Origin of the sequence: Prevotella dentalis DSM 3688 (assembly GCF_000242335.1) — a bacterium.
GTDB classification, from domain to species: domain Bacteria; phylum Bacteroidota; class Bacteroidia; order Bacteroidales; family Bacteroidaceae; genus Prevotella; species Prevotella seregens.
The window spans coordinates 1,152,403-1,169,753 of record NC_019960.1; the positions used below are offsets into that span (position 1 = coordinate 1,152,403).

15 protein-coding genes are annotated in these 17,351 nt (G+C 59.8%); 6 read left to right on the forward strand and 9 right to left on the reverse strand.

The window, feature by feature from the left end; translation table 11 throughout:
* Positions 1–38: 38 nt before the first annotated feature.
* The 3 genes from ruvA to PREDE_RS04740 all read right to left on the reverse strand — a co-directional run bounded on the left by ruvA (position 39) and on the right by PREDE_RS04740 (position 2,844).
* Positions 39–659 carry a Holliday junction branch migration protein RuvA gene (ruvA, locus tag PREDE_RS04730; protein WP_005844620.1) on the reverse strand — a complete coding sequence of 207 codons (621 nt, stop codon included), beginning with the start codon at positions 657–659 and terminating at the stop codon, positions 39–41.
* A gap of 148 nt (positions 660–807) precedes the next feature.
* A complete protein-coding gene (locus tag PREDE_RS04735) occupies positions 808–1,707 on the reverse strand; it encodes a diaminopimelate dehydrogenase (RefSeq protein ID WP_005844621.1) in 900 nt (299 codons plus the stop codon).
* Positions 1,708–1,878: 171 nt separating this feature from the next.
* A complete protein-coding gene (locus tag PREDE_RS04740) occupies positions 1,879–2,844 on the reverse strand; it encodes a metallophosphoesterase (RefSeq protein ID WP_005844622.1) in 966 nt (321 codons plus the stop codon).
* A 160-nt stretch (positions 2,845–3,004) separates the two neighbouring features.
* On the opposite strand from PREDE_RS04740, the gene PREDE_RS04745 reads away from it, so the two are divergent.
* Positions 3,005–3,403, forward strand: a complete 399-nt coding sequence (locus tag PREDE_RS04745; RefSeq protein ID WP_015298498.1) for an FMN-binding protein — start codon at positions 3,005–3,007, stop codon at positions 3,401–3,403.
* On the opposite strand, the gene PREDE_RS04750 is transcribed toward PREDE_RS04745, so the two are convergent.
* Positions 3,404–4,348, reverse strand: a complete 945-nt coding sequence (locus PREDE_RS04750; RefSeq protein ID WP_044126894.1) for an endonuclease/exonuclease/phosphatase family protein — start codon at positions 4,346–4,348, stop codon at positions 3,404–3,406. It lies immediately after the preceding gene.
* A gap of 227 nt (positions 4,349–4,575) precedes the next feature.
* Positions 4,576–5,997 (reverse strand): C1 family peptidase, encoded by a 1,422-nt coding sequence (locus PREDE_RS04755; protein ID WP_005844626.1) that lies wholly within the window; start codon positions 5,995–5,997, stop codon positions 4,576–4,578.
* Between the two features lie 154 nt (positions 5,998–6,151).
* Here PREDE_RS04755 and dxs point away from each other — a divergent pair, with 154 nt between their 5' ends.
* The 4 genes from dxs (at position 6,152) to PREDE_RS04775 (ending at position 12,839) form a co-directional block, all read left to right on the forward strand.
* Complete coding sequence (dxs, locus tag PREDE_RS04760; protein ID WP_005844627.1) at positions 6,152–8,047, forward strand: 1-deoxy-D-xylulose-5-phosphate synthase; 1,896 nt, start codon at positions 6,152–6,154, stop codon at positions 8,045–8,047.
* On the forward strand, positions 8,044–9,384 hold the full coding sequence (trkA, locus tag PREDE_RS04765; RefSeq protein ID WP_005844628.1) for a Trk system potassium transporter TrkA: 1,341 nt from the start codon (positions 8,044–8,046) through the stop codon (positions 9,382–9,384). The genes dxs and trkA overlap by 4 nt, the downstream gene beginning before the upstream one ends.
* Positions 9,384–10,841, forward strand: a complete 1,458-nt coding sequence (locus tag PREDE_RS04770; protein ID WP_005844629.1) for a TrkH family potassium uptake protein — start codon at positions 9,384–9,386, stop codon at positions 10,839–10,841. Before trkA ends, PREDE_RS04770 begins: the two co-directional genes overlap by 1 nt.
* A 327-nt stretch (positions 10,842–11,168) precedes the next feature.
* Positions 11,169–12,839 carry a formate--tetrahydrofolate ligase gene (locus PREDE_RS04775; RefSeq protein WP_005844630.1) on the forward strand — a complete coding sequence of 557 codons (1,671 nt, stop codon included), beginning with the start codon at positions 11,169–11,171 and terminating at the stop codon, positions 12,837–12,839.
* Between the two features lie 132 nt (positions 12,840–12,971).
* Here the strand turns inward: PREDE_RS04775 and recA are convergent, their stop codons facing one another.
* The 4 genes from recA to PREDE_RS04790 all read right to left on the reverse strand — a co-directional run bounded on the left by recA (position 12,972) and on the right by PREDE_RS04790 (position 16,117).
* Positions 12,972–14,024 carry a recombinase RecA gene (recA, locus tag PREDE_RS04780; RefSeq protein ID WP_005844631.1) on the reverse strand — a complete coding sequence of 351 codons (1,053 nt, stop codon included), beginning with the start codon at positions 14,022–14,024 and terminating at the stop codon, positions 12,972–12,974.
* Positions 14,025–14,038: 14 nt separating this feature from the next.
* Positions 14,039–15,262: a saccharopine dehydrogenase family protein gene (locus PREDE_RS04785; protein ID WP_044126784.1), complete on the reverse strand. Its 1,224-nt coding sequence runs from the start codon at positions 15,260–15,262 to the stop codon at positions 14,039–14,041.
* 83 nt (positions 15,263–15,345) lie between these two features.
* Entirely contained in the window at positions 15,346–15,489 is a 144-nt protein-coding gene (locus PREDE_RS14430) for a DUF559 domain-containing protein (RefSeq protein ID WP_084567359.1), read from the reverse strand.
* A 22-nt stretch (positions 15,490–15,511) separates the two neighbouring features.
* A complete protein-coding gene (locus PREDE_RS04790; protein ID WP_005844635.1) occupies positions 15,512–16,117 on the reverse strand; it encodes a DUF6621 family protein in 606 nt (201 codons plus the stop codon).
* A 244-nt stretch (positions 16,118–16,361) separates the two neighbouring features.
* Here PREDE_RS04790 and rhaD point away from each other — a divergent pair, with 244 nt between their 5' ends.
* Positions 16,362–17,174, forward strand: a complete 813-nt coding sequence (gene rhaD, locus PREDE_RS04795; RefSeq protein ID WP_005844637.1) for a rhamnulose-1-phosphate aldolase — start codon at positions 16,362–16,364, stop codon at positions 17,172–17,174.
* Positions 17,175–17,351: the final 177 nt, after the last annotated feature.

Sequence of the window (17,351 nt, forward strand, 5' to 3'; positions counted from 1 at the left end):
CTGCCCCGACAGGAGGCAACGGCCGGCGGCGCACCCGCCTATTTTATTCGCTTCAGGGCCTCCTTGACCAGCATTTCCACGGCTATGCCGGGCTGTTCTTCGAGGATGGCCGTCACCACCTTGGAGGCCGCCACGGGGGCAAAGCCCAGCATGGTCATGGCCGAAACGGCCTCGTCCCTGACACCCGTGTCGACGGTGGACGGGGCGGAGGCCGTAGCCGAGACGTGCAGCTCGTCGGCGATGCCCGAGCTCACAATCTTGTCTTTCAGGTCCACGATGATGCGCTGGGCCGTCTTCAGCCCGATGCCCTTCACACCCTTGATGACCCGCTCGTCGCCGTTGGCAATGGCATTGCACAGCTCCTTGGGCGACAGCGACGAGAGCATCATGCGCGCCGTGTTGGCCCCCACGCCCGAAACACTGATGAGAAGCCGGTAGAGTTCGCGCTCCTGCTTGTCGGCAAAGCCGTAGAGGGTGTAGTTGTCGTCGCGTCCGCCTGTCTGGATGGACTCGTGCACGTAGAGCCTCACCTCCTTTTTGCCTTGCACACGACTATAGGTATTGAGCGAGATGTTGAGCGCATAGCCCACGCCGCCGGCCTCGACCACGGCCAGGGCCGGCGTCAGTTCGGCCAGCTCGCCCCGGATATATTCAATCATGTTATGCCTGTTGATTACCTTATGATAACGCGCAGGGGGCACGGCTTATTGTGTGCGGCGGGAGATTTGGCCCCAACGCACAAGAGGATCCCACCCGCAACGGGATGAGATCCTCTTGAAAACATTGTGCCGGCCGGCGGCGAACGGCCTACACCAGCGTGGCCACGATTTCCTCGCGCGTGCCGGGAAGCATGTCGATGACGGGAATCTCGGGCATGGTGTAGCAGCCGGGCTGCAGCCGGAATGTGGCCCGGGCCACGTTGACCAGCACCTGGGCCGTGAGCGCAGGATTGTTGATACTCATGTTGAACTCCATGCGCTGGTTGGGCGTCCGGCCGCTCACACCCTTGCGCACGAGGTTCACGCCGTGCCCCATGTCGCGCACATCGTCCACGCTGGCCACGGCAAACACATGGGTCTCGTCGTGTGCAAAGTAGGGATCGGCCTTGATTTCGGCTGTCACATCCTCCAGCCTGGCTCCGTCTTCGAGCTCCACATAGACCATGCGGCGGTGGATGCCCTCGCCCAACGGGATGGTTACCGAGAGGGCATTCCTCACTCCTTGCTTGCCGCGCACGCACACACTGTGGCCCATCGACATGCCCGGACCGAAGTTGGTATAGGTGAGACCCTTGGGGGCAAGGCTCTCCATGAGCACGCGCACGATGGAGTCGGAACCCGGATCCCAGCCTGCCGAGATGACGCTCACGCGGCCGGCCTTCCTGCAATGCTCCATCTGCCGGGTGCGATAATCGAGTATCGAGGTGTGGATGTCGAAGCTGTCGACGGTGTTGATGCCCAGCGACACGATGCGGGCGGCCGTCTCGGGGCACGAGCGTGTCGGCGTGGCGAGGATGGCTACATCCACATTTTTCAGCTTCGTGATGTCGTCCACCACCTCGTAAGGCGTGAGTTCCAAGGGCTTGTCATGGGCTCCCTGACGGCGCACCACGCCTGCAATCTCGAAATCGGGGGCGGCCTCCAGGGCCTGTACACTATAATGACCAATGTTGCCGTAACCTACAACGGCTGCTCTAATCTTCTTCATATCGTTCTGTTTGTTTAAACTTGGTTGTCTGTTCTGCGCTGCAAATTTACGGGTTTCTGTCGAAAAAGCGGAAGAAACGACGTCGTTTTTATTCTAAAAAAGTATAAAGTATAGCAAATAGTAAGCCTACGGCGGATTTAGGCGACACTGTGTCCGGTCGGCCATCGACCCCTACTTCTCACACCTCAACGTGATGACATTCACCTCGGGCCACGCTCCAAAGCGGAAGGGCACGGTGCCGCCGATGCCCAGCGACACGTAGAGCATGGAGCCTCCTTCCTCGTATTTGCCGCCCCATTCATTGTAGGCCCAGCGCGCCGGAGAGAAGCGACCGATGCGTATCTGCCCGGCATGGGTGTGCCCCGAGAGGGTCAGGGCGATGTCAGTCTGGTGGAGCACGCCGCGCCGCCAGTGGCTGGGGTCGTGGCTGAGCAGGATTTTGAACATGCCGACGGGCAGTCCCTGCATGGCCTTCCGCAGGTCGCCGTAGTCGGGGAAAGGCGGGCGGCTGATGTTTTCCACGCCGATAACGGCTATCTCCGCGCCGTCGCCGCGGGCGATGGTGACGTGCTCGTTCATGAGCAGCCGCCATCCTATCTTCTCCTCCAGATAGCGCAGCACGTGCTGGTTGCGCGCAATGTTGCGGTCGCTGCGGTCTGCTCCGTACTCGCAATAGTCGTGATTGCCCATGATGGAGTACACGCCGTCGGGGGCATGGAGCTGTCCCAGCGCATGCTGAAAGGGAATCACCTCGTCGGCGCTCACGTTCACCAGGTCGCCGGTGAACACGATAACGTCGGGGTGCAGGGCGTTCACCGTGCGCACCATCTTGTCGATGAAGGCGCGGTTGCGCAGGAAAGTGCCGATGTGGATGTCGGACAGCTGCACCACCCGGTAGCCATCGAACGACCGGGGAAGCAGGGGCGACATGCACTTGGCCGACCGAACCACGATGTGCCGCCAGCCAAAGAAGAAGCCATAAGTGACCAGAGCCACCAGCAACCCGGCCGGCACCAACGCCCAGCACCAGCCCACAAGGGGCCAGAGCAGCAGAAAGAGCAGGCCGGGAAACCCGATGTAGAGAATGCCGCCAAAGAGGAGGCGCATCAGCGTGTTGTGTCGGAGCTTGAGTGTCATGGGCGTATATTTGGCAACAAAGGTAGCACTTTAAACGTTAAAAGATAACTGCCAAGCGTTAAAAAAACCGACGGCGGCACCCAAGCCACCAAACTTTTGGCTAACTTTGTCCGCACATACGAGCAGCGTATATATAATAAGGTAAAAAAGAACAAAGCAAATGAACCGCAAGAGAACACTGACCATTTCGGCCGTGGCCGCCATGGCCGTGGCCGTGCTGATGAGCGCCATGCCCGCCGACAGCGTCATCACGAAAGACACCGGCACCGACATCGTGAACACAACCAGCCTCACCAAGAGCGTGCGCGGCTACAAAAGCGCCACGCCCGTGAAGATTTACATCAAGAAGAACCGCGTGGTCAAGGTGGAGGCTCTCGGCAACCAGGAGACGCCGAAATACTTCGACAAGGCCAAGGCCGTGCTCGACAAGTACGAAGGAAAGACTGTAACCAAGGCGCAGAAGATGGAAGTGGACGCCGTGAGCGGCGCCACCCTCTCCAGTAAAGCCCTTGTCAAGAACGTGCAGGAGGGACTGAAGTACTACAAGGAGCACAAATAATCACCACTCCCACACGGCCACCAGCGGCAGATGGTCGCTGAAACCATCCAGGTATCGGGGGCCGAGATAATTGCGGCGGGGCATGACCCCGCCGTATTTTTTGTCCTCGGCGAGCAGGAACGGGGCGTCGAAGACCCGGCACGAACGGAGCCTCGAGGCCGAAAGACTGTCGCAGAGAATGTGGTCCAGACTGCCCCAGCGGCCTTGGTAACGGTAGGTACCGAGGGCGCCGTGCGTGCCGCGGGCCGTGGCCGACACATCGCACAGGCCGCCGACGGCCAGCCGCTGCAGGGCGACGTCGGCCGCATAGTCGTTGAAGTCGCCAGCCACCACGATGCGTGCACCGGGCGACGCCAGCCGCACGGAGTCTACGGCGACGGCCAACACCTGGGCCACGTGCAGCCGGTAGGGGCGCGAGAACCGCTCGCCACCGGCCCGGCTCGGGGCATGCACCACGAAGACGTGCAGCGTGTCGCCGCTGGCGAGCTCGCCGGCGGCATAGAGCATGTCGCGCGTGGGGCGGAAGCCGGGCAGCGGGCCGACGCGGATGGACCGGTGGCGAAGCAGCCGAAAGGTGAAGGGCGAGTAGAGCAGGGCCACGTCGATGCCGCGCGGGTCGGGCCCGTCGGTCATGACATACGCGTAGCCGGCCCGTCGCAACAGCGACCGCCGCGTGAGGTCGGTGAGCACGGTGTCGTTTTCAACCTCGACGAGGGCCACCAGGTCGGGCAGCACCTCGGCCGAGTCGAGCTGCCCGCAGGCCAGTATCTCCTGCCCCACGCGGTTCAGCTTGCGCCAGTAGCGGTAGGGCGTCCAGCGGTGGGCAGACGTGGGCAGGAACTCCTCGTCCTGTTTCAGGCTGTCGTGGCGCGTGTCGAAGAGGTTCTCGCAATTGAGTTCCACCAGTGTGAACAGCGAGGAAAGAAGCAGCAGAATGGCCGGCATCATGATGTGAGGAGGAAAGGATGAAAGGATGGAAAAACGAAAAAACGGAGTGTGTGCGGCCGTCATCGCCGAATCATGACGGCGCAAACGCCGGCCGACAACGCCGTAAACGCCGCGCCGTTACGCCGCAATCGCAAGACGATGGCACCGCAATCGCAGGGCCGTTACGGCGCAAACAGAAAGCCCCCGACGAGTAGGCGCAAAGGTCTGCCGCCGGGGGCGGCTGTTTATGGACGGGTGGAGTCGTCGGCCTGAAAGAGCGGATCTTCGGGCATCACCATCGTGGGCTTTTGGTCGAAAAGCCTCAGCGTCTCGTCGGAAGCATAGCGGCGGTTCACCACCAGCCGGAACATGTACTCCCTGAACCAAGGGTTGGTCATGATGAGACAGCCGTCCTGGCCGTAGCCAGGGCCCCAGCTGTTCTCCACTTTCCACTTCAACGGGTTGCCCTCGGCATCCAAATCCACGGCGGTGAGCGTCATGGCGTGGGTGGAGCCGCTGTCGAAAGTCTCGATGCGGCCGGCCTTATCCATGCCGAACGACGTGCCGAAGAGCGAGGCGTAGTCGTAGTTGTCGATGTCCAGATAGCCGCGCTTACGGTCGAGCTGCTTGCCCACGTCGTAGCTCGAGTAGAGCTTGTGCCCGTCCTTGAGCGAGGCAACGGCCAGCCGGGCTATCTCGTCCATGGGCAGATTGAGGTAGCGCCAGTTGTGTCCGTCGTAGGTGTGGCGGTCGTAGGCCACCTCGAAGGTCTTGTGATAGGGCCGTCGCGGGTCGTTCATCACCATGATGAACGACCCGTTGAGCGGCGCGCCCACGGTGGCCTCGTAGAAGCTGCGCGGCGTGTACCGGCGGGCCTCACCCAAGACCTTGCCGTTCTTGTCGCGGAAGACGTAGGTGAATTCCTTGACCGGCGCGCCGAGCGCGAGGGTGAGCATGTGGTAGACGGTGCCCAGCATTTCGGTCTTGCGGCGGCGCAAATCGGCGGCTTTCCTGCCGTCGGCAACCATCTTTCGCAGCTCCAGTCCGAACTCGCGCAGCTTCGACGAAATCATTTTCTGCATCTGTGAAGTGTTGTCGCTGGAGAACGTTTCGGGCATCACGCTCATCGGCACAAGGCCGTATTTGTCGGCCAGGTCGGCCACGCCGCAGAACGTGCCGCCGTCGCTGATGGGGTGACGGAAGAAGAATTGCACCCTCGTGTCGTCCATAGGCTTGCGCGCGCAGTCGATGACACCTTGCAGCATGAGGTTGGCTTTCTCCAGCTGGTCATAGAAAAAGAGGTAGGCTTGAGAGTATTCCACCTTGACGGAATCGCCGTGGGCGCGGGCAAAATCGCCCCTCAACACGTTGAGTCCGGAGAAGAGCCAGCAGCGTCCGGAGCTCTGCTGGTCGTGAATGCTCTGCCTGGGCGTCTCCACACTGAAGTAAGTATCCACCTGCCCCAGGTTCTTGTAGTTGCGCGCCAAGTCGTCAATCTTGTTGGAAGCAATGGCATTGGCCAGGGCCTTGTAGGCCGGGTTGCGGCTCTGTGCCTGCTCTATCTGGCTGAGCATCTGGCTGGAAATGCCGCCGTCGGGGGTGGTCTGGGCCGCGGCCGTGGCCGTGAAGGCCATGCAAGCAGCGAGTAAAAGGGTTTTGCTGTTCATGATGTCGGGTTGATGTTTGACTTGTTTTGGGCCCGGGCCCACGGCGTTGCGGGGCCCGGACAAGGGTGTTGCAAAGTTAGGAAAATTCCGCCGCTTTCCACGCCTTTCTCGATTATTAATTGTATCTTTGCAAGGTTATTCCAACAGAATATCAATGAATCACGACAAATTCGACCTGTTGGGCCGCATTGAATATCCGGCCGACTTGCGAAAACTGAGCGTAGAGCAGCTGCCCGAACTTTGTCGGGAACTTCGTCAAGACATCATCGACGAGGTCTCCGCCAACCCCGGCCACTTTGCCTCCAGCCTTGGCGTGGTGGAACTTACGGTGGCGCTGCACTATGTTTTCGATACTCCCGAAGACCGCATTGTGTGGGATGTGGGCCATCAGGCCTATGGGCACAAGATACTTACAGGCCGCAGACGGCAGTTCTGCACCAACCGCAAGATGGGCGGCGTGCGCCCCTTCCCCACCCCGCTGGAAAGCGAATACGACACGTTTACCTGCGGGCACGCCTCCAACAGCATATCCGCCGCATTGGGCATGGCCGTGGCTGCACGCCGGACGGGGCATGCCGGCCGACACGTGGTGGCCGTCATCGGCGACGGGGCGATGAGCGGAGGGCTGGCTTTCGAGGGGCTCAACAACGCGAGCTCCACGCCCAACGACCTGCTCATCGTGCTCAACGACAACGATATGTCCATCGATCGCGCCGTGGGCGGCATGGAACAGTACCTGCTCCACCTCGATACCAACGAAACTTACAACCGTCTGCGCTTCAAGGCTTCGCAGTGGTTGCATGCCAAAGGCTACCTCACCGAGAACCGGCGCAAGGGCATCATCCGCCTAAACAACGCCATCAAGAGCGCCCTTAGCCACCAGCAGAACATCTTTGAGGGCATGAACATCCGCTATTTCGGGCCTTTCGACGGGCACGACGTGCGCGAGGTGGTGCGCGTGCTGCGCCAGCTGAAAGACATGAAAGGCCCCAAGCTGCTCCACCTGCACACAGTGAAAGGCAAGGGATACGAGCCGGCCGAGAAAGCGGCCACCGTGTGGCACGCCCCCGGCAAGTTCGATCCCGAGACGGGCGAACGGCTGCTTCCCGACACCACGGGCCAGCCGCCCAAGTTCCAGGACGTGTTCGGACATACCCTGTTGGAGCTGGCGCGGCAGAACCCCCGCATCGTGGGCGTGACACCGGCCATGCCTACCGGCTGCTCCATGAACATCATGTCGAAGGAGCTGCCCGACCGCGTCTTCGACGTTGGCATAGCCGAAGGCCACGCCGTGACCTTTTCAGGAGGCATGGCTAAAGACGGTCTTCAGCCCTTCTGCAACATCTACAGCTCGTTCGCCCAACGGGCCTACGACAACATTATTCACGACCTGGCCATCCTGAGCCTCCCCGTGGTGCTGTGCCTTGACCGGGCCGGACTGGTGGGCGAAGACGGGACCACGCACCACGGCGCGTTCGACATGGCGGCCCTGCGGCCCGTTGCCGGGCTCACCATTGCCTCGCCCATGGACGAGCACGAACTGCGCCGACTCATGTACACGGCCCAGTTGCCCGGCATGGGTACCTTTGTCATTCGCTACCCCCGAGGCAGCGGAACACTCACCGACTGGCGTTGCCCGCTGGAGGCCGTCGCCGTGGGCACGGGCCGACGGCTGCGCGAAGGTCACGAGGTGGCTGTGCTCACCATCGGGCCGATAGGCGCTGAAGCCGCCCGCGCCATCGAGCTGTCGGGGGTGGACGCCGCCCTCTACGACATGCGTTTCCTAAAGCCAATCGACGGCCAATTGCTCGACGAGGTGGGCCGTCGGTTCGGCCGAATCGTCACCGTGGAGGACGGCGTGCGCAACGGCGGACTGGGAACGGCCGTGCTCGAATGGATGGACGACCACGGCTACCACCCGCAGGTGGTGCGCCTCGGACTGCCCGACGACCAGTTTGTAGAGCATGGCTCGCCGGCCCAGCTACACCATATCTGCGGCATCGACGCCGAAGCCATTGCCCAAACTATCAGGAAAATCACCCGCTCATGAAGATTATCATTACCGGGGCAGGGGCCATCGGCACCTATCTGGCCCGTCTGCTCGCGCGCAATCAGGAGGAGCTCACCGTCATCGACACCGACGAAGAGCTGCTGGCCCAGATAGGGTCGGACTACGACCTGCTCACGTTGCATGGGTCGCCGGCGAGCGTAAAGACGCTCAAAGAGGCCGGTGCGGCCGACGCCGACCTGTTCATCGCCGTGACTCCCGACGAAAACGAGAACATCAACAGCTGTATCTTGGCCCATGCTCTGCACGCTCGAAAGACCGTGGCCCAGGTGAACAACGCCGAATATATGGAGCGCGACGTGCAGCAATTCTACAAGGATCTCGGGGTCGACGAACTCATCTACCCCGAGCTTCTGGCTGCGCGTGACATCAACAACGGGCTCAAAATGTCGTGGGTGCGCCAGCGGTGGGACGTACACGACGGCGCGCTCGTCATGCTTGGAATCAAGCTACGCGAGAGCTGCGAGATACTGAACCAGCCGCTCAAAGACCTCTGCGGCCCGCAAGATCCCTACCATGTGGTGGCCATCAAGCGCGGCGACGAGACCATTATCCCCGGCGGCAACGACGAATTGAAGTGTTTCGACCTGGCCTATTTCATGACCACGCGCCGCTACATCCCCTACATCCGCAAGATTGTGGGCAAGGAACACTATGCCGATGTCAAGGACGTGATGTTCATGGGAGGCGGTGCAACGGCCGCCCGCGCCGTGCTCACGATGCCCGAATACATGAATGCCAAGATGTTTGAAATAGACGCCCGCCGTTGCGAAGAGCTGAATCAGATACTCGACGACAACACGCTCGTCATCAATGGAGACGCGCGCGACATCGCCTTGCTCAACGAAGAGGGCATCAAGAACACGCAGGCTTTCGTGGCACTCACCGGCAATGCCGAGGCCAACATCCTGGCATGCCTCACGGCCAAACGGCTCGGCGTGCGCAAAACGGTGGCCATGGTCGAGAACATCGACTACGTGAGCATGGCCGAGAGCCTCGACATCGGCACCATCATCAACAAGAAAGCCATTGCCGCCAGCCGCATCTACCAGCTCATGCTCGACGCTGATGTGATGAACGTGACGTTCTTGATGTCGGCCAATGCCGACGTGGCCGAGTTCATTCCAAAGGAAAAAGCCGTGGTGACGCGCAAGGCAGTGAAGGACCTGGGACTGCCGCAGGGCATCACCATCGGCGGCCTCGTGCGACGCGGCGAGGGGCAGCTCGTGTCCGGAAACACGCAGATTCAGGCCGGCGACACGGTGGTGGTGTTCTGCCACAATGCAAACATGAAGAAACTTGAAAAGCTGTTTAATTAGTGATCAACTTTAAAATCATCTATAAAATACTGGGATCGCTGCTTTTCATCGAGGCTTCGTTCATGCTCTGGTGCCTGGTCATGGCACTGGTCTATGAGGAAGACGACATCCCCACTTTCAGCATCTCGATACTCGCCACGGCGTTTGCCGGGTTCATGCTGCGCTACATGGGGCGCAACGCCGAGAACCGATTGTCGCGCCGCGACTCCTTTCTGGTGGTCACGCTGGTGTGGGTAGTGTTCTCCGCTTTCGGCACGCTGCCTTTCCTGCTGGGCGGCTACCTGCACAATTTTACCGATGCTTACTTCGAGAACATGTCGGGATTCACCACCACCGGGGCCACCATCATCGACGATGTAGAGTCCATGCCCCACGGCATTCTCTTCTGGCGGTCGCTCACGCAGTGGATTGGCGGCCTGGGAATCGTCTTCTTTACCGTGGCCTTGCTGCCCTCATTGGTGGGCGGCAGCACCAAGGTGTTTGCCGCAGAGTCCACCGGACCCATCAAGACCAAGCTGCACCCGCGCCTCTCCATGAGCGCACGGTGGATATGGATAGTCTATCTTTTCATCACCTTCGCCTGTATGGGCTGCTACATGCTCTTCGGCATGGACTGGTTTCAAGGCGTAAATTACGCCATGGCCTCGGCCGCCACGGGGGGCTTTGCCATCAACAACAACAGCACCGAATTCTTTAATTCGCCCGCCTTGGAGTACACCACCATCTTCTTTTGCTTCCTTTCCGGCGTCAACTTCACCCTGTTGTACTTCTCGGCCGCCAAGCTCAAGTTCAGGGAGTTGTGCCGTGATTCTGAGTTTCGGTTCTATGCAACCATCGTGCTTGGCTTCACTGCTTTCGTCATGGCAGAGCTTATTTTGCGCAATCACTACGACCTGGAGCATGCGTTTCGTTCGGCTCTGTTCCAAGTGGTTTCGTTCATCACGACCACCGGACTCTACAACGACGACGCCGCCCGATGGCCTCATGTCACCTGGGTGGTGCTGTCCTTGTGCATGTTTATCGGGGCCTGCTCGGGCAGTACGAGCGGCGGACTGAAGTGCATGCGCGGCGTGATGCTGTTCAAGGTGGTGAAAAACGAGCTGCGCCAACGGCTCCACCCCAACGCCGTGCTGCCGCTGAAAGTGAACGGCAACAACATTCCCGACCCGCAACGCGTGTCTCTGCTGGCTTTCCTCACGGCCTACCTGCTACTCATGCTGCTCATGGCCTTTGTCATGATAGCCGCCGGCATCGACAACACCAACGCCATCACCATCTGCCTGAGCTGCCTGGGCAACGTGGGGCCAACGCTGGGCATCGAGATCGGCCCCACGATGTCGTGGTCCATTCTCCCCGACTTTGCCAAATGGATGTGCTCCATCATGATGCTCATCGGGCGTTTGGAGATCTTTACCGTCCTCGTTATCCTTACGCCTTCGTTCTGGACCAAGAACTGAGCCACGCCGCAACAGAACCACGATAAACCGTTCATGGCAGTGCGATAAACCGTTAGCGGCGATGCGATAAACCGTTAAAGGCGTCACGATTAACCGTTAAAGGCGTCACGATTAACCGTTAACCGCAACGCGATTAACCGTTAACCGCGTCGCAACAAACCGGCCATGGAACGGCAACAAACTGTCAATGAAGCCCCGATTTTCATTTAAAAATCGGGGCTTTTGCTCGTGTTTTCCGCGGAATATCCGTACATTTGCAATCAATCTGACAGCCTGCGGCAATCCCTCCACCCCGTAGAGCTGCCGCTCCTAACTTCCTACCACAACATGAAAACAGACAGTGAAATCGCCCACGAGGCCCACCTCGAACCCATTGCAAACATTGCACGGAGCATCCACATCCCGGCAAACACCCTCGAACCCTATGGAAAGTACGTGGCCAAAGTGCCTTATACGCTCGTCAACGACCGGCGGGCGGCCCAAAGCAACCTGATTCTCATAACGTCGATCACACCCACCAAGGCCGGCAACGGCAAGACAACGGTGAGCGTGGGCCTGGCCCTCGGCATGAACCGCATCGGCAAAAACGCCGTGCTGGCCCTGCGCGAGCCCAGCATGGGCCCCTGCTTCGGCATGAAAGGCGGGGCGGCCGGCGGCGGCTACGCCCAGGTGTTGCCCATGGAGAAAATCAATCTCCACCTCACAGGAGACTTTCATGCCATCACCTCGGCCAACAATATGATTGCCGCCCTGCTCGACAACTACATCTATCAACACGAGGACGAGGGCTTCGCCATGCGTGAAATCTTGTGGCGACGCGTGCTCGACGTGAACGACCGGAGCCTGCGCAACATCGTGACGGGGCTGGGCGGGCACGCCAACGGACTGGTGCAGGGCGGCGGATTCGACATTACCCCGGCCTCCGAAATCATGGCCATCCTGTGCCTGGCCCAGGACGAGGCCGACCTGCGACGCCGCATCGAGAACATCCTGCTGGGCATCACCATCAGCGGCGAACCGTTCACGGTGAAAGACTTGGGCGTTGCCGGAGCCATCACGGCCATTTTGAGCGAGGCCATCCACCCCAATTTGGTACAGACCATTGAGCAAACGCCGGTCTTCGTCCACGGCGGCCCCTTTGCCAATATAGCCCATGGATGCAACAGCATTCTGGCCACAAAGATGGCCATGACATTCGGTGATTATGCCATCACTGAGGCCGGATTCGGGGCCGACCTCGGGGCCGAGAAGTTCTTTGACATCAAGTGCCGCCGGGCCGGAATCGCCCCGAGGCTCACCGTTATAGTGGCCACCACGCAGGCGCTGAAGATGCACGGCGGTGTGGACATCAAGGAAATCAAGGAGCCCAACGCCGAAGGACTTCGGGCTGGATTCGCCAATCTGGACAAGCACATCCGCAATATCCAGAGCTTCGGGCAGACGGTGGTGGTGTGTCTCAACCGATTCGACACCGACACCGACGAGGAACTGGAGCTGGTGCGCCGCCACTGCGAGGATGTGCTGCACGTGGGCTTCGCCGTGAACCGCGCCTTCACCGACGGCGGCGAGGGTGCCGTGGAACTGGCCCGGCTCGTAGTAGACACCATCGCCAGCCGGCCCTCGCAGCCCCTCCGGCTGCCCTACGCTGAGAGCGACAGCATCGAACAGAAGATCATCCACGTGGCCCGCAACATCTATGGGGCCGACCGCGTGATCTTCAAAACGGCTGCCAAGAAGAAGTTGCGACGCATCAAGGAGCTGGGCTTCGAGCACTTTCCGGTGTGCATAGCCAAGACACAATACTCGTTCTCGGACAATGCGAAAGCCTACGGCGTGCCCACCGACTTCGACATTACCATTCAAGACCTCGTCATCAACGCCGGGGCTGAGATGATTGTGGCCGAAGCCGGCGACATCATGCGCATGCCCGGCTTGCCCAAGAGCCCGCAAGCCGAGCGCATCGACATCGTGAACGGCGAAATTCACGGCCTTTCCTAAATCAAGGAAACGCCGGCGGCGACTGAAAAGAAGGCTGCCAACAACTAAAGAATACCGTTTTCAAACCCAAGAAAACACCGCCATGGAACATCAGAAAAGGCGCAGCCGCATTCAGCAGCTGCGCCTTTTATGTCAGGATTCGGCCTTGTCGCGAATGGCTTGCATTATCAATCCCTCCAGCTCCTCGCAGAGTTCGGGGTTGTCGCGCAGCAGGTTCATCGTGGCGTCGCGGCCCTGGGCCAGCTTCGATCCGTTGTAACTGTACCAGCTTCCACTCTTCTGCACAATGTCGTATTCCACGCCAAGGTCTACAATTTCTCCCATCTTGTTGATGCCGACACCGAACAGAATGTCGAACTCGGCCTTGCGGAAGGGCGGCGCCACCTTGTTTTTCGCCACCTTAACTTTCACGTGATTGCCCACCACATTGTCGCCATCCTTCACGCTTGTCGAGCGGCGGATGTCCACGCGAACGCTTGCATAGAACTTCAGGGCGTTGCCGCCGGTGGTCGTCTCGGGGTTGCCAAAGGTCAGACCAATCTTCTCACGCAGTTGGTTGATGAAGATGCAGCAGGTGTTGGTCTTGGCAATCGTGCCGGTGAGCTTGCGCAGAGCCTGGCTCATCAGGCGGGCCTGGAGGCCCACCATGGAGTCGCCCATCTCGCCTTCAATCTCTTTTTTAGGCGTGAGCGCGGCCACAGAGTCCACCACCAAGATGTCCACCGCCGAGCTGCTAATGAGTTGATCGGCTATCTGGAGGGCCTGCTCGCCGTTGTCGGGCTGGGAAATCCAGAGGTTGTTCACGTCCACACCCAGCTTCTCGGCATAGAAACGGTCGAATGCGTGCTCGGCGTCGATGAATGCAGCAATGCCTCCCCGCTTCTGCGCCTCGGCGATGGCGTGGATGGCCAGCGTGGTCTTGCCCGACGATTCCGGGCCGTAAATCTCGATGATTCGGCCGCGGGGGTAGCCGCCCACGCCCAGAGCCACGTCGAGAGCAATGGAACCTGTGGGTATCACCTCCACGTTTTCCACGCTCTCGTCGCCCATGCGCATGATGGAACCCTTGCCAAAATCTTTCTCTATCTTGGACATAGCAGCCTGGAGCGCCTTGAGTTTCGCGTCCTTTTCTGCCTTTTGCTGTGCAGCTTTTCCTGCTGCCTGTTCTTCTTCTGTCTTAGCCATTGTGATATGTTGGGTTACAATTCAATATCCTTGTCGAACTCTTCGTGCCAGGGAAGTCCCTGCTCATTGAGCACCTGCAGGAAGGGATCGGGGTCGAAATCCTCGACGTTCCACACGCCGGGCTTGCGCCACAGGCCCTTCACAAACATCATGGCACCCGCCATGGCCGGCACGCCGGTGGTGTAGCTCACGCCTTGCATGCCCGTCTCGAGGTAGGCATCCTGGTGCTTGCAGTTGTTATATATATAATAGGTGTGCTCCTTTCCGTCCTTGACGCCCCGTATGCGGCAGCCGATGGAGGTCTCGCCGTCGTAGTCTTCGCCCAGATCCTGCGGGTTGGGCAGCACGGCCTTGAGAAACTGCAACGGCACAATCTTCACCCGGGCTGTCTTTCCCGAGCCGTCGGCCAGCGGGGCCTCGTAGTCCACTTCGTCGATGCGGCTCATGCCGAGATTCTGAATACAGTCGAGATAAGTGAGATACTGCTGCCCGAAAGTCATCCAGAAACGGGCGCGACGGATGGTGGGATAGTTCTTCACCAGGCTCTCCAGCTCCTCGTGGTGCATGAGATAGCTGTCGCGCGAACCGATGTTCGGGTAGGTGATGTCTCGGTGCACGGCCAGCGGCTCTGTCTCCACCCACTTGCCGTCTTCGTAGTAAAGGCCTTTCTGGGTTATCTCGCGGATGTTGATTTCGGGGTTGAAGTTGGTGGCAAAAGCCTTGTGGTGGTTGCCCGCATTGCAGTCCACAATGTCCAATGTGTGCATCTCGTCGAAGTGATGCTTGGCTGCATAGGCCGTGTAGGCCTGCGATACGCCCGGGTCGAAGCCGCATCCCAGGATGGCCGTAAGCCCTGCCCGCTCGAATCGCTCCTTGTAGGCCCACTGCCAGCTATACTCGAAGTGGGCCTCGTCCTTGGGCTCGTAGTTGGCCGTGTCCAGATAGTTGCAGCCACAGGCAAGGCACGCATCCATGATGGTCAGGTCCTGATAAGGCAGCGCCAGGTTGACAACCAGCTCCGGTTGCCAGCTCTTCATGAGGGCCTTGAGCTGTTCCACGTCGTCGGCATCCACCTCAGCGGTCTTGATGTCCATCGTGTATCCCTTGTCGTGAATGGCTTTTACGAGCCGGTCGCACTTGTCTTTGTGGCGGCTGGCAATCATCAGACCGCCAAAGACGTCCTGGTTTTGGGCTATCTTGAAAGCACACACCGTGGCCACGCCGCCGGCTCCAATCATCAGGATCCGGCCCTGCCCCCTCCCGGGGAGGGGATGTCCTGCGGCCGCTTCCTGCGGCTTCACAGAACCTTTCTGCAAATCGTTCATTGTCTCTTTATGCTTTTTATCACTTGTTCTATTGGGTTGAACACCTCGCTGCTTGTGAATCTGATTGCACGAAAGCCTTGTGTCTCCAATGCTTCCGTCCGTAGGCAGCCGTGCTCCGTCGGCCCTGTCCGTTGAAGAATTTGGGAGGGGCTTGGTGAGGCCTTACACTTCTTCCGCCTTGATTCCCAGTGCGTTCATCAGGGAGTAGCCGAGGATTTCCTGGCGATAGTTGCCTCCCTCCATGGGCTGCATGGCGAAAAGCGTGACGCGACAGCCGTCGCCCGCACTGCGCAGGGCCGTGCGGATGCGTGCGTAGAGGTCGCCCTCCTCGGCATTGGGAACCACCATCAGGCGTTTCACCTCGGGGTGCCCGCACACCGTGCGTATGGCATCGAGCATGTAATCGTCCTTACCCACCACGTCGCCCACGGCGTAGGCATTGACCAGAAACTCGCCCAACTGCGCGTCGCGAAAGGCCTGGGCGTTGAGCTCCGTGTCGTAGACCGAGGGCAAGAAGTTGTCCATCTGCCGACGATTGCGGTCGTGCACCAGCACCACCTGCGTCTCATGCTCCGTGCCGTCGGTCCTCAACCCTCCGTCGAGGACAATGTTTACGGCCCACTGACTCAGGTCGGCGCGGGGGATGCGGCGGCCAATCATGCGCTCAAACTGCACTATCAGCTCAAAAGCCACCCGGTCGATGTAGTCGGCATCGGCAAGGATAACATTCTCGCTCATGCGGACATTGCCGGTCTGTTGTTCATTCATATTGCAAAGATAAGCCTATTTCCCAAGAAAAAGCCACGATGATTTGTTTTTTTTCGCCACCGCCGAGGATTCCCGCCAAGGCGCAAGCCACGGCCGTGCACCCCGTGCACGCGGCGGACAAAAGTCAAGGCTCAAAAATCAATTCTTGCTGCATGCCGTCAACAGATAATGCTTACCTTTGCACGGACATCGGGCGCAACGCATCCCGCATTGCGCCGAAGACAATCAAAAACATCAACAAACCATGACGAAAAGTATATTGGAGGGCCGCCCGGCCTTGAAAAAAGAAGTCTACGCCATTGCCGAAGTGGCCGGCTATCTGTGGCAGAACGGATGGGCCGAACGCAACGGCGGCAACATCACCGTCAACATTACCGACCACGTGGACGACGAGATACGCCGGCTTCCAGCCCTCTCCGAGACAATGCCCATCGGCGAGACGCTGCCCCATCTGCGGGGCCAGTACTTCTACTGCAAGGGCACAGGCAAGCGCATGCGCGACCTGGCCCGCGAGCCAATGGCCAACGGTTCCGTCATCCGCATTCTCGACGACTGCGCCAGCTACGCCATCATAGCCGACCAACCCGTGCTTCCCACCTCGGAGTTGCCCTCACACCTGGCCGTGCACAACCGCCAGATCGAGCTCGGTTCGGGCTACAAAGCCACCGTCCATACCCACCCCATCGAGCTCGTGGCCATGAGCCACAACCCGGCATTCCTGGCCAAGGACGTGCTCTCGCGCATGCTCTGGAGCATGATTCCCGAGACCAAAGCCTTCTGTCCGCTGGGTCTGGGCATCGTGCCCTACATGCTGCCGGGCAGCAACGAACTGGCCCAGGGCACACTCAAGGAGCTGGAGGAGTACGACGTGGTGATGTGGGAGAAGCACGGAGTCTTTGCCAAAGGCAAGGACGTGATGGACGCTTTCGACCAGATTGACGTGCTCTCCAAGAGCGCAAAAATCTATATCGACGCCCGCGCCATGGGCTTCACGCCCACCGGCATGACCGAGGAACAGATGGCAGGAATGACCCGAGCTTTCAACCTGCCGCGGTAAAGGCCAGACAACAACGGCGTAATCGCAAAGCCTCCACACCGCAATCGCAGCGCGTTTACGCCGCAGCCGCCCCGCGATTGCGCCGTCATGATTTCGCGGCTGCGGCGGCATGATTCTACGACGGTGCAGCCATGGTTCTACGGCCGCGCAGTTGCGGTTCGTCTCCCAGCCGCTACC

Bases quoted from the DNA above. Each gene is read 5' to 3' on its own strand.
- ruvA (WP_005844620.1), bottom strand. From the start codon at position 659: ATGATTGAATATATCCGGGGCGAGCTGGCCGAACTGACGCCGGCCCTG.
- PREDE_RS04735 (WP_005844621.1), bottom strand. From the start codon at position 1,707: ATGAAGAAGATTAGAGCAGCCGTTGTAGGTTACGGCAACATTGGTCAT.
- PREDE_RS04740 (WP_005844622.1), bottom strand. From the start codon at position 2,844: ATGACACTCAAGCTCCGACACAACACGCTGATGCGCCTCCTCTTTGGC.
- PREDE_RS04745 (WP_015298498.1), top strand. From the start codon at position 3,005: ATGAACCGCAAGAGAACACTGACCATTTCGGCCGTGGCCGCCATGGCC.
- PREDE_RS04750 (WP_044126894.1), bottom strand. From the start codon at position 4,348: ATGCCGGCCATTCTGCTGCTTCTTTCCTCGCTGTTCACACTGGTGGAA.
- PREDE_RS04755 (WP_005844626.1), bottom strand. From the start codon at position 5,997: ATGAACAGCAAAACCCTTTTACTCGCTGCTTGCATGGCCTTCACGGCC.
- dxs (WP_005844627.1), top strand. From the start codon at position 6,152: ATGAATCACGACAAATTCGACCTGTTGGGCCGCATTGAATATCCGGCC.
- trkA (WP_005844628.1), top strand. From the start codon at position 8,044: ATGAAGATTATCATTACCGGGGCAGGGGCCATCGGCACCTATCTGGCC.
- PREDE_RS04775 (WP_005844630.1), top strand. From the start codon at position 11,169: ATGAAAACAGACAGTGAAATCGCCCACGAGGCCCACCTCGAACCCATT.
- recA (WP_005844631.1), bottom strand. From the start codon at position 14,024: ATGGCTAAGACAGAAGAAGAACAGGCAGCAGGAAAAGCTGCACAGCAA.
- PREDE_RS04785 (WP_044126784.1), bottom strand. From the start codon at position 15,262: ATGATTGGAGCCGGCGGCGTGGCCACGGTGTGTGCTTTCAAGATAGCC.
- PREDE_RS04790 (WP_005844635.1), bottom strand. From the start codon at position 16,117: ATGAATGAACAACAGACCGGCAATGTCCGCATGAGCGAGAATGTTATC.
- rhaD (WP_005844637.1), top strand. From the start codon at position 16,362: ATGACGAAAAGTATATTGGAGGGCCGCCCGGCCTTGAAAAAAGAAGTC.